The sequence below is a fragment of the Nocardia sp. NPDC004860 genome (genome assembly GCF_040609015.1).
Lineage (GTDB): Bacteria > Actinomycetota > Actinomycetes > Mycobacteriales > Mycobacteriaceae > Nocardia.
Genome location: NZ_JBEXJI010000033.1, coordinates 93,765 through 104,279, shown reverse-complemented (window position 1 = coordinate 104,279; position 10,515 = coordinate 93,765). Strand labels below are relative to the sequence as shown.

General features: G+C 68.8%; 12 protein-coding genes. 4 read left to right on the top strand and 8 right to left on the bottom strand.

All coding sequences use genetic code 11. From position 1 onward, the window contains the following. Positions 1-116: 116 nt before the first annotated feature. A complete protein-coding gene (locus ABZV44_RS38360; RefSeq protein ID WP_354847836.1) occupies positions 117-1,289 on the bottom strand; it encodes an FAD-dependent monooxygenase in 1,173 nt (390 codons plus the stop codon). Between the two features lie 112 nt (positions 1,290-1,401). After that, positions 1,402-2,229 carry a helix-turn-helix domain-containing protein gene (locus ABZV44_RS38355; RefSeq protein ID WP_354847833.1) on the bottom strand — a complete coding sequence of 276 codons (828 nt, stop codon included), beginning with the start codon at positions 2,227-2,229 and terminating at the stop codon, positions 1,402-1,404. 84 nt (positions 2,230-2,313) lie between these two features. On the opposite strand from ABZV44_RS38355, the gene ABZV44_RS38350 reads away from it, so the two are divergent. Beyond that, positions 2,314-3,063 carry an SDR family oxidoreductase gene (locus ABZV44_RS38350; RefSeq protein ID WP_354847830.1) on the top strand — a complete coding sequence of 250 codons (750 nt, stop codon included), beginning with the start codon at positions 2,314-2,316 and terminating at the stop codon, positions 3,061-3,063. A gap of 3 nt (positions 3,064-3,066) precedes the next feature. Here the strand turns inward: ABZV44_RS38350 and ABZV44_RS38345 are convergent, their stop codons facing one another. Continuing rightward, positions 3,067-3,423, bottom strand: a complete 357-nt coding sequence (locus ABZV44_RS38345) for a hypothetical protein (protein ID WP_354847828.1) — start codon at positions 3,421-3,423, stop codon at positions 3,067-3,069. A 200-nt stretch (positions 3,424-3,623) separates the two neighbouring features. On the opposite strand from ABZV44_RS38345, the gene ABZV44_RS38340 reads away from it, so the two are divergent. Further along, positions 3,624-4,043 carry an SRPBCC family protein gene (locus tag ABZV44_RS38340; RefSeq protein ID WP_354847826.1) on the top strand — a complete coding sequence of 140 codons (420 nt, stop codon included), beginning with the start codon at positions 3,624-3,626 and terminating at the stop codon, positions 4,041-4,043. On the opposite strand, the gene ABZV44_RS38335 is transcribed toward ABZV44_RS38340, so the two are convergent. The 3 genes from ABZV44_RS38335 to ABZV44_RS38325 all read right to left on the bottom strand — a co-directional run bounded on the left by ABZV44_RS38335 (position 4,040) and on the right by ABZV44_RS38325 (position 6,477). Next, positions 4,040-4,576 (bottom strand): NUDIX hydrolase, encoded by a 537-nt coding sequence (locus tag ABZV44_RS38335; RefSeq protein WP_354847824.1) that lies wholly within the window; start codon positions 4,574-4,576, stop codon positions 4,040-4,042. The genes ABZV44_RS38340 and ABZV44_RS38335 overlap by 4 nt on opposite strands. A 29-nt stretch (positions 4,577-4,605) precedes the next feature. Beyond that, positions 4,606-5,160, bottom strand: coding sequence for an NADAR family protein (locus tag ABZV44_RS38330; RefSeq protein ID WP_354847821.1), 555 nt, complete (start codon positions 5,158-5,160; stop codon positions 4,606-4,608). Between the two features lie 114 nt (positions 5,161-5,274). Next, positions 5,275-6,477, bottom strand: coding sequence for a hypothetical protein (locus ABZV44_RS38325; protein ID WP_354847818.1), 1,203 nt, complete (start codon positions 6,475-6,477; stop codon positions 5,275-5,277). A gap of 167 nt (positions 6,478-6,644) precedes the next feature. Between ABZV44_RS38325 and ABZV44_RS38320 the strand changes: the two genes are divergently transcribed. Next, positions 6,645-7,904 carry an FAD-dependent oxidoreductase gene (locus ABZV44_RS38320; protein ID WP_354847816.1) on the top strand — a complete coding sequence of 420 codons (1,260 nt, stop codon included), beginning with the start codon at positions 6,645-6,647 and terminating at the stop codon, positions 7,902-7,904. A 122-nt stretch (positions 7,905-8,026) separates the two neighbouring features. Further along, on the top strand, positions 8,027-8,848 hold the full coding sequence (locus tag ABZV44_RS38315; protein WP_354847813.1) for an SDR family NAD(P)-dependent oxidoreductase: 822 nt from the start codon (positions 8,027-8,029) through the stop codon (positions 8,846-8,848). Positions 8,849-8,981: 133 nt separating this feature from the next. On the opposite strand, the gene ABZV44_RS38310 is transcribed toward ABZV44_RS38315, so the two are convergent. Then, the gene (locus ABZV44_RS38310) at positions 8,982-9,398 is read right to left on the bottom strand and encodes a cytochrome c oxidase subunit 4 (protein WP_354847810.1); all 417 of its coding nucleotides are present in this window, start codon (positions 9,396-9,398) and stop codon (positions 8,982-8,984) included. Between the two features lie 12 nt (positions 9,399-9,410). Beyond that, positions 9,411-10,421 carry a cytochrome c oxidase subunit II gene (locus ABZV44_RS38305; protein ID WP_354847847.1) on the bottom strand — a complete coding sequence of 337 codons (1,011 nt, stop codon included), beginning with the start codon at positions 10,419-10,421 and terminating at the stop codon, positions 9,411-9,413. Positions 10,422-10,515 lie beyond the last annotated feature (94 nt).

The following is a 10,515-nucleotide window of genomic DNA, read 5'->3' as shown; positions in this document are numbered from 1 at the left end:
CCGCGCGGCCCCTGCTCCGCGGGCCGGCACCGTTCTCGCCCGGGCTTATCCCCCCACCCCCCCCGGCCGGGCGCCCCCCCCCCGGGGGGGGGGCCCGCCGAATCATGCTGCGGCAGTCAGCGATTGGCCAGTTCCGAGAGCTGGTAGGCCATCTTGCGGCGGAACGCCGGAATGCGGGCGGCGGTGCTGATGACGAGGTTGCGGACCAGCCGCGCGGGCAGCGGACGCAGGGTGGCCATGCGGGTCATGCGATCGGTGAAGCCGACCACGCCCAGCGCCACCGGGCGACGGGTCTGCTCGTACTCGTCGAGGGTGGACTCGGGTGCGCCCGCGACCACCGCGGCGAGCAGGCGGCCGAGCATGGCGGCGTCCTGGATGCCGGTGTTCATGCCCTGGCCGCCCGCCGGGCTGTGCACGTGCGCGGCGTCCCCGGCGAGCAGGATGCGCCCGGCGCGGTAGTGGTCGGCGACCCGGTGGTGCACGCGGAAGCGCGAGCTCCAGACGATCTCCTCGATCTTCGCGTGCGCGCCGGGCCGGCGGGCGTCGACCAGCGCCTGCACATAGGCCAGATCCTGGTGTTCGGGAGCGTCGGCCACGGTGGCGACGATGCGGAAGCGGTCGGGCTGCGGGTCGGGCAGCGGCGCGACGACCGTGACCCCCTCGGGCGACAGGTGCAGGGAGACCTCGTCGCGCGGGTCCGGCCAGGTCATGCGCACATCGGCGAGAACGAAAGACTCGGGGTAGGTGGCGCCGGTGAAGCCGATCCCGGCGGCCTCGCGGACCGGGCTGTGCATGCCGTCCGCGCCGATGACCCAGTCCGCGCGAACGGAATTCGGGGCGCCGTCGGCGTCGGTGAAGGAGACGGTGACACCGTCGGCGTCCTGGACGACGCCGGTGACCTCGGTGTGCCGGTGCACCTGCCCGCCCGCCTTCTCGAGGCGCGCCAGCAGGATCGCCTCGGTCGATTCCTGACCGATCATCACGGTGTAGGGGTAGGCGGTGGGCAGTCCCTCGAACGAGATGCGGGCCAGCGCGTGGTCGCCGTCGCGCATCACGAAGTGCGGCACCACGATTCCGCGCTCGAGCAGGGTCTCGGTGACGCCGAACTGCTCGAGCACCTCCAGGGTGCGGGCGTGCACGACGACCGCGCGGGAGGTGTTGGCGCCCTCGGCCAGCTTGTCGAGCAGCACCACGTTCACACCCGCGTCGGCGAGCGCGATGCCCGCGGTCAGCCCGGCGGGACCGGCACCCACGATGACGACCGAGGCGGTGGCGGGGACGGTGTTCATGACGACTCCTGAGGCTCTGCCAACATTCGTTGGCCAACGTCTGTTGATTTAGACGGTACGACCCGGTCGAAGTGATGTCAACACTTGTTGGCCAACGAATGTTGGCAAACCTTCAGCGGTCGGTGGCGGCGGCCAGCGACTGGAACACGGCAGCGGTCCGCGTGTGCGGCGTCGCGCAGTAGACGATGACCCGCTGATCGGTGTCGGAGATGTGCAGCACCTGGCAGTGGAAGTCCAGCGGCCCGAGCTCCGGGTGACGGATGCGCTTGCGGTGGATTCGGCGCACCTCCACATCGTGGGCGGCCCACATGTCCGCGAACCGCTTCGACGTGCCCAGCAGTTCGGTGACCAGCGCGGCCAGCGCCGGATGCCCCGGATAGCGGGCATTGGCCGCGCGCAGATCGGCGATGAGGGCGCGGGCGAAGTCGCGGGTTTCGGCGTCGGCCCACTGCGGATGGTCGGCGGCCTCCCGGAACATCCAGCGGATCATATTGCGCTCGTGCTCGGGCACGGTGTCGAGATCGCCGACGAAGGGCGTGGCCGCCCGGTTCCAGGCGAGCACCTCGTAGGTCGCGTCCACCACATAGGCCGGCGCCGCCAGGTTGTCGAGGATGGACCGGACCGCCTGCGGCACAGTCTTGTGCGGCCCGGCCGTGACCGGCGGCGACTCCCCGGCCATCCGGAACAGATACTCGCGCTCGTCCACGGTCAGCATGAGCGCGCGGGCCAGCGCCGCCAGCACCTGCCGCGACGGCTTCGCGCCGCGGGCCTGCTCGATGCGGATGTAGTAATCGACCGAGATCCCCGCCAACTGCGCCACCTCCTGACGGCGCAATCCCAGGGCGCGGCGGTTGAGCCCATTGGGCAGGCCGACATCGCTGGGTGTCAGCCGATTACGCCGAGCCTTCAGAAAGGCCGCGAGTTCGCTTCTGTCAGCCATGGCTCCAGTGTGGGCCGCCGTCTCGATTTTGGGTGGTATTGGTTGGGCCTCCCGCCGCAACCCGCCCGGCGTGATGCTCGTCCCATGACCATCACCGCATTCATCACCGGCGCCAACAAGGGCATCGGCTACGAGACCGCACGGCAGCTGACCGCGCACGGCGTGACCGTCCTGCTCGGCGCGCGGAATCCCGAACTCGGGCAGGCCGCGGCCGCCAAACTGCGGGCCGAAGGCGCGGACGCCCACTTCATCCGGATCGACGTCGCCGACGAGCAGTCCATCGCCGCGGCGGCCGCCCAGATCGAAGCGGACTTCGGACGGCTCGACATCCTCGTCAACAATGCCGCCATCAGCGGCGGCCTCGACGGTGACGGCAAGCCGTCGTCGGGCACCCTCGCCACTCTGCGGCACGTATACGAGACCAATGTCTTCGGACTGGTCGCCGTCACCAATGCCCTGCTGCCGCTGCTGCGGCGCGCCGAGGCGGCCCGGATCGTCAACGTGTCCAGCGAGGTCGGCTCACTGGCCGGCCGCACCGATCCGAACAGCCCCATGTCGCAAATGGTTTCGGCCATCCCGTACACCTCGTCCAAGACCGCCGTGAACATGGTGACGGTCCTGTACGCGCTCGAACTGAAGGACACCCCCATCAAGGTGAACGCCGCCAACCCCGGCTACACCGCGACAGATCTCAACGCCAACAGCGGTTTCCGCACCGCCGAACAGGGCGCCGAGCCCAGCGTCCACCTCGCGACGCTGCCCGCCGACGGCCCGACCGGCACGTTCTGGGGTCACATCTGGGGACAGGAGGAGTACGGCCGTATCGAATGGTGAGGACTACCAGCTGCCGTTCGGCTGGGGGTCACCGCGGTGCCACATGCCGGGGCCGTCGCGGCGGCAGCGCTGCTGCCACCACTCGTGCTGCTGGATGCAGTGGTGGACGAACCACCAGTCACCCTGGTCGCGCGGTCCGTTCTGATCGCCGAATCCGCCTTGGCCGCCGCCGGAGCCGTCCTGATCGCCGTTCCCGTCCTGATCCTGATCGCCATCGTGGTGGCGGGCCGCGGTGACGGCCGCCGCGGGCACAGCGTGGGCGCTCACCAGAGGTGCTGCGTGAGCGGTGGCCAGGCCGGTCGCCAGGGGAGCCGTGAGCAGGGTGACCACTATCAGTGCCGGTCGGAGTTTTCCGCGCATATCGATCACTCTTCGTATCGTTGTGTGCACCAATACGATCCATGATCAATCCCCCGGCCCTTCGATGCGTGGACCGCGACGCCGATTAAACGCCATTCCCGGCACGGCGCAAAGGGGGATCGCGGTTCACTTCAGCCGATCTTCGGGTTTCGACTGTGATAAACCGTCTATCCGACTGAACTTCGATCGAGGACGAGATCATGTGGGAGTACGAACACAGCGCCGAGACCACCGTGCCCCGGGAAGCGCTGTGGCGCAGCTGGTCCGACCCGAGCCGCTGGCCCGAGTGGAATCCCGGCATCGAAACCTTCGAGCTGGACGGGCCTTTCGCGCCCGGCACCACCTTCCGCATGACCTCGCCGGACGGTGACACCGTGGAGCTGCGCTTCGTGGAGATCGTCGACGGCGAACTCTGGAGCGACGTCTTCCTGGGCGAGGGTTTCGAGGTGCTGACCCAGCACCGCCTCGACGCCCTGCCCTCCGGCGCCACCCGCGTCGTCTACCGCACCGAGATCACCGGCCCCGCCGCCGCCACCCTCGGCCCCGAGATCGGCCCCCAGATCACCGCCGATTTCCCCGAGGTCGTCGCGGGCCTCATCGAGCACGCCGACCGGGGCTAGCCCAGCCCGCCGCGCCTTTCGTGCAGCAACAGCAGGGAATACGCGGCCACACTCTGGGCATCCACGATCGCGCCCGCCAGGATCATGGCCTCCACCTCGTCCCGGGTGAACCAGGCGGACTCCATGTCCATCTCGGAGGGCTCCCGCTCGTGCGGCCCCGCCGTCAGCTCGGTGGCCAGCACCACGGTTCCGTAGTGCGTGCTGGTGCCCGGGGCGGGCGCCACCTTCCCCAGCGCCGTCAGCCGGCCCGCCCGCAACCCCGTCTCCTCCCGCAACTCCTGCCGAGCCACCGCGATCGGATCGCTCTCCCCCGCCACCGCCCCGCCCGGGAACTCCCAGCACCTGCGCCCCAGTGGATACCGATACTGCTCGACCAGGTGGAATCGCTCGCCATCCCACGGAATCACGATCGCGAAGTCCGCCTTCCGGATGTAGGCGTACACCGACTCCTCCCCGTCGGCCTGCCGAACCACGTCCTCCCGCAGCGTGATCCACCGATTCGCGTACACCTCACGACTTCGCAGCGTGTCCATCCCCCGATCCTCCCCCACCGCGGAGCCGGTCAGGACTGACGGGCCGGGGCCAGGGCGTCCCGGGCGTCCATGAGGGCGAAGCCCAGCAGGTTCTCGCCGCGCCAGCGCGCCGGGTCGGCGGCGGAGGGGTTGTCGGCGCCCAGGCCGATGCCCCAGATGGTGTCGCGGGGAGCGGCTTCGACGAGCACCTTGCCGGCGGTGGCGAGCAGGAAGTCGCGGAGCTGGTCGTGCTGGCCGAATTTGGCGATGCTGGCGCGCAGCACGATGTCGAAGCGGTGGGCTTCCCAGGCGTCCTGGTCGAAGCCGGAGATGGCGCGCCCCATCCGCTTGGCGTCCGCGGGGGTGTCGCTGGACAGGATGCGGGTGCGCATGTCCTCGTCGCCGAACAGGCGGGCCTTCTCGGCCATCATGAAATGTTCTGCGCTGCCGTAGTTCTGGCCGTCGACGCTGAATTCGACCGGCCACCACTGGCTGAGCACCCACTTGCCGACCTCGTGGCCGGGGGTGCGGGTGTGCCCCCAGAAGAAGAGGAACTCCGGTCTCGCCCCGTCGGCCATGTCCGCTGTCAGCTGCGCCCTGTCCACGCCGCGACCCTAGCCGACAGAGCTGACAGAATCGTGGCGATATCGCGCCACACCGCCGACGCGCCGCCGCGTCCATTCGGTTGTCGGGCACCGAGTTGCCTGTAGGGCACGGAGTCAGCTGGCGAGTGCACGCAGGCGGGTCATGATCTCGGCGGGCGGGTGGTCGTGCACGCGATAGCGCGGCGGGTCGTACTCGGCGGCGAGTTCCAGTGTCACCAGCCCGGACACGTCCTCCCAGGCGACGCGGAAGACATCGCCGTCGCCGGTGACGAAGCAGATGAAATCGGCGGCGGGCAGCAGATTCGTGACCCCGTCGGTCCAGGAGGTCATGGTGTACTCGCTGCCGTCGGGCGCCCGCACGTGCAGCAGTTCCATGATCGCGCCCTCGCGCTCCGCCTCGGCGCGCAACCGCTCGGTCTGCGCGTGATACGCCCCCACCGCGAGCTGCGCGTGCGCGCGGCGGATGAGCCCATGGGCCGGATGGTCCGCGTCCACCTCGAAGGGGACCACGTCGCCATTGTCGTCGACGGTGTACGGAACCGCGGACAGCGGTCGCAGCGCCCCCTCGAGCCGCTCCGCCGCCAGCGCCAGCAATTGCGGCAGAGCCGTGGGCGTCGCACCCAGCACGACCAGCATGCCCAGGTGCCCGGGTAGGAAAAGCAGTGGGCGCGTGTCGGTTCGGGCCCGCACGCCCTCGAGCCATCCGGCCACCAGCGGCAGCGAACCGACATAGCTCTCGCCGTCGTCGTCGACGAAGTCCATCACCCGCATCCCCTGCGGCGGTTCGAGGGCCTCCAGCGTGTTCATGGCCAGCTCGGTGAGATTGGCGTGCGCGACGGCATAGACCTGCTCCGCGTCCACGCCCCAGCTCGACAGTTCCTGCTTCGTCACGAATTGCACGGTGCTGGGCAGATCGATGACCACCATCTCGGTCAGGAACGGCAGCGCCGGACGCGAGAGCACCAGGTCCCGCCCCTCCAGTTCGCCGACTCGTATCGCCCCGGACCCGTACCCGGCCCGCCGCAGCACCGGTCGCAGCCTGGGCGCCGCCTGCTTCCAGCCCTGCGGCGCCTCCGGCGGCAGGATGAGGTTGTCGACGGCCTGGAACAGGCCGGCGGTGATCTTCCCGTCGAACCGGCGGTACAACGTGCCCAGGTTCATCTTGGCGACGTACCCGTTCTTCAGCCGGTAGCCGATCTCGAACGCCTCGGTGTCGAAGTGCGCGGTCTCCACGGCCTCGTAGCCGAGCACCTGTTCCAAGACCTTCTTGCCGAACCGATTTCGTGGCGAACCGAACATCCCGCCCAGGAAACTCATGGCCCGGACTCTACGCGCGAGGGGCGACAAACGCTGCCCGCAAACCCGCAGGGAACCTGTGTCCCACAACCCAAAACGCGCTGTTCACGGCGTGTCCGCGCAGTGCTCACTAGGACGCCCGTCCAAGGACGAGCACAATACGCGTGACTGTGGTTAGCTGTAGCGCCATGAGCACGCCCGTCTCCACCCACCCCGACGAATTTCTGCCCCGCGATACCGCGGATGTGGTTCGGACCGTTCGGGATTCACGCCGTTCGACGAAACCGCTGATCATCCGGGGCGGGGAACGGCCGGAGGACGAGCTCGCGCTGCCCGATCAGGGCACCGTGCTGAGCCTGCGGAAGATGAACCGGGTCCAGGTGGTGGACGCCGACGCCCGGACGGTACGGGTGCAGGCGGGGGCACGCCTCTACGACATCGACCGGACGCTGGGCGCGCACGGGCTCGGGCTGCCCGTGGTCGGCGACCACCGGGACATCACGGCGGGCGGATTCGCGGCGGTGGGCGGGCTGTCGGCGGCGTCGCATCGCTTCGGCATGTTCAGCGACAATGTGGCCGAGCTCGAATACGTCGATCAGGACGGGCGTTTCGGTACCTGCGGGCGTACCCATCACGCGGAGCGGTTCCGCCGGATCCTTGGCGGCGGCGGGCGCACCGGGATCATCACCGCGCTGACGCTCGAGGTCACCAGTGTGGACAAGGACCGCACCTGGCTCACCACCGACGCGCACCGGTTCCTGGACTTCGACACCTGGGTGGAGCACTCCTACCGCGAGATCCAGTCGCCGGGTGACGCCATACTGCAGGTGGGCCGCTGGGTGGACACCGCGCCCCTGAAAGTTGCCCGGCCGGTCGGTACCGGTACCGTGCAGCTGGGCACCGTGCGCTTCGGCCAGTGGTCGAGTCTGCACCCCACCACCCCCAACCTCTCGCTGCGGGCCCGCCGCGAGGTCGGCGCGCGCGCCCGAAAGTCGCTGGGCGCCATCGCCGCATCCGCGGGCGGTCGTGCCGGTATGCCGGTCCGCAATGCCGCCGCCGGCGCGCTCATGTTCGCTCCGAAGGTGCTGACCCTGCGCGACGCCGAGTACCTGGCCGACACCGTCATCAGCTCCTCCGAGCGCGGACCGGCTTACCGCGTCTCGGTTTTCGCGCCGCTGTCCTCCTACGCCCGGGTCTTCCACGGCCTGCACGACCTGTTCGCCGGGCACCGCGAGCGCACCGGCTGCTTCACCGTCATCTCCGCCATGACCTATGGCGTACGGTCTCACTACCTGCGCGAACTCGACAACGAGGACCACGGCTTCATCACCTTCACCTGCCGGTTGCGGCCGGCGGCGCTGCCCTCGGAACTGTTGCGGGACATCGTGTCCGCAATCGACGAGATCTGTCTCGCTGAACGCGCCCGGCGTTATGACCCGACCGAATAGAATGTGTTCCGCCGCACTGCCAGCTATCGGTTAGCAGCCTGGCGGGGCGGCGGTATCGGCACTGTCGGCGGGGTGTCGGTGCATGGTTCATGCTCAATCCTCTGATGAAGGTTGCCTGTCCCATGATCGAATTCCGTGCTGCCCGCCGTCCCCGCACCGCCGGATCCCTTGCGGGGGAACGCCCCTTCGAGGGCAAACGAATCGTCGTCACCGACGCCTGCTCCGAGATCGGCCGGGAGACCGCGCGACTACTGGGCTTTCACGGTGCCGAGGTAATCCTGGTGGCGCGCAACGGCTCTCAGCTGGTCGAGGAGTGCGCCGCCATCATCGAGGCCGGGGGCCGCGCCCACTGGTTCCGCTGCGACATCGCCGCCCTCGGCGATGTGGATCAGCTGGTCGAGTGGCTGCTCACCGAGTTCGACACCGTCGACGTCCTGGTCAACAACACCGGCCGCCCCACCCGCCGCCCGGTGCTGCAATCCCTGGACCGCTTCCGCGACTACCAGCGCATGATGGCCGCCTACTACTTCGGCCCCTTGCGCCTGACCCTCGGCCTGCTGCCGGCCATGCTGGCGGGCGGCTCCGGCCACGTGGTGAATGTCGGACCCTGGAGCGCCGACACCGGCGCCGCCCCCAATTTCGCCTCCTATGCCAGCGCGCAGGCCGCCTGGACCACCTTCGGCCAATGCGCCGACGCCGAACTCTCCCCCCGCGGCATCCACGTCACCACGGTCCGGTACCCCGCCTTCACACTCGACTCCGGCTCCCCCGCCTACCGCCCCGAGAACCCCACCCTGGACCCCGCCGAGGCCGCCCGCTGGATCGAAACCGCCATCCGCACCCCCCCGCCGCAAATCATCCAGCCCCGCTTCCCCCGAGCCCTCCTGGGCCTGACCTCGATGTCCCCGCGGACCACCCGTCTCAAGCACGCCCTGGGTATCTGAGCTCGACCGGCGGTCTCCCGGACTCGCACCCCCGCGAGCCCGAAACCCGTTCTCCCCCGGTCACATTCCCGGCTCATGCACGAACAGCGAAGCGCCCCACTCGGATTCCGAGTGGGGCGCTTCGTGACCTACGTCAGTGCTTTTCCGGGCCGAGGTGGTACTCGAACACCAGGCCGCCGGCGGCGACCAGGATGCAGATCACGCCGAGGCCGATCAGCCAGAACTGGAAGAACGCGAAGCCGAGGGCGGCGATGGAGCCCGCACCGGCCAGCAGGATGGGCCAGAACGAGCCGGGCGAGAAGAAGCCCAGGTCGCCGGCGCCGTCGACGATCTCCGCCTCTTCGTAGTCCTCGGGACGCAGGTCCAGACGACGGGCGACGAAGCGGAAGTAGGTGGCCACGATCAGGGCCAGCCCCGCCGACAGCACGATGGCGGTGGTACCCGCCCACTCGACGCCGGTGCGCGAGCGGCCGGTGAAGTAGCCGTACACGACGGCCACGATCACGAAGAAGACCGTGATCAGTTCGAAGATGCGAGCTTCGACCTTCATGTCAGTTCATCCTCACTTGGCGTCGGCGAGTTCGTTACCGCGCGCCTTGCGGTCGGTGTTGAACGGCTTGGTGGAGGTCGCCACCGGCGACTGACCGATGCTGGCCAGCGCCTCGGCGTTGGTCTTGTGGTCCTTGGTCCGCGCGTCCATGTACTTCTGGAAGTCCGCCGGGGACACCACGCGAATCTCGAAGTTCATCATCGAGTGGAAGGTGCCGCACATCTCGGCGCACCGGCCGACGAACGCGCCTTCCTTCTCGATCTTGGTGATCTGGAAGACGTTGTCCGAGTTGTTCTGCTTCGGGTTCGGCATCACGTCGCGCTTGAACAGGAACTCCGGCACCCAGAACGAGTGGATGACGTCCGCGGCGGCCAGCTGGAACTCGATGTTCTTACCGGACGGCAGGACCAGCACCGGAACCTCGTTGGAGGTGCCGACGGTCTCGACCTTGTCGTAGTGCAGGTACGAGATGTCGTTCGCGGGCAGGCCGTTGTTCGGGCCCGGCTGCGGGTGGCCATCCTTGGTCGCTTCCTTGTAGCGCTCCTGGATGTCCGTGTTCATGTCCTGGCGCTCGTGGTCGACGCCGTCGAAGGTGTACCGAGCGGGCTGGCCGTCGATCTGCATGTCGACCTTCTGGTAACCGAACTTCCAGTTCCACTGGAAGGCGGTCACGTCGACGGTGACATCCGGATTGCCGACCTTCTCGTGGACGTAGTTCTGCACCACCACGGTGAAGTAGAACAGCACGGCGATGATCACGAACGGGATCGCCGTGTAGCTCAGCTCCAGCGGCACGTTGTAACCGGTCTGCCGCGGGAACTCCGGGGAGTTCGGCTTCTTGCGGTGGAACGCGATGGTCCAGAAGGTCAGGCCCCACACCAGCACGCCCATCGCGAGGGCGGCGAGCACGGACCAGGTCCACAGCTCGCGCATCCGGGTGGCCTGCGGCGTGATGCCCGAAGGCCAGCCGAATCGAAGCCAAACGTTGTCGATCGAGCAGCCGGAGACGAGCATCGCGGTCATCCCCAAGGACACCGCCAGCCCGGCCCGCCGAAGGATGCGGCCCCGCCGACCCTGGGCGGGTCGTGCCCCTATCGCCTCGCTCGCCTTGTGCGCC

Bases quoted from the DNA above. Each gene is read 5' to 3' on its own strand.
- ABZV44_RS38360 (WP_354847836.1), bottom strand. From the start codon at position 1,289: ATGAACACCGTCCCCGCCACCGCCTCGGTCGTCATCGTGGGTGCCGGT.
- ABZV44_RS38355 (WP_354847833.1), bottom strand. From the start codon at position 2,229: ATGGCTGACAGAAGCGAACTCGCGGCCTTTCTGAAGGCTCGGCGTAAT.
- ABZV44_RS38350 (WP_354847830.1), top strand. From the start codon at position 2,314: ATGACCATCACCGCATTCATCACCGGCGCCAACAAGGGCATCGGCTAC.
- ABZV44_RS38345 (WP_354847828.1), bottom strand. From the start codon at position 3,423: ATGCGCGGAAAACTCCGACCGGCACTGATAGTGGTCACCCTGCTCACG.
- ABZV44_RS38340 (WP_354847826.1), top strand. From the start codon at position 3,624: ATGTGGGAGTACGAACACAGCGCCGAGACCACCGTGCCCCGGGAAGCG.
- ABZV44_RS38335 (WP_354847824.1), bottom strand. From the start codon at position 4,576: ATGGACACGCTGCGAAGTCGTGAGGTGTACGCGAATCGGTGGATCACG.
- ABZV44_RS38325 (WP_354847818.1), bottom strand. From the start codon at position 6,477: ATGAGTTTCCTGGGCGGGATGTTCGGTTCGCCACGAAATCGGTTCGGC.
- ABZV44_RS38320 (WP_354847816.1), top strand. From the start codon at position 6,645: ATGAGCACGCCCGTCTCCACCCACCCCGACGAATTTCTGCCCCGCGAT.
- ABZV44_RS38315 (WP_354847813.1), top strand. From the start codon at position 8,027: ATGATCGAATTCCGTGCTGCCCGCCGTCCCCGCACCGCCGGATCCCTT.
- ABZV44_RS38310 (WP_354847810.1), bottom strand. From the start codon at position 9,398: ATGAAGGTCGAAGCTCGCATCTTCGAACTGATCACGGTCTTCTTCGTG.
- ABZV44_RS38305 (WP_354847847.1), bottom strand. From the start codon at position 10,421: ATGACCGCGATGCTCGTCTCCGGCTGCTCGATCGACAACGTTTGGCTT.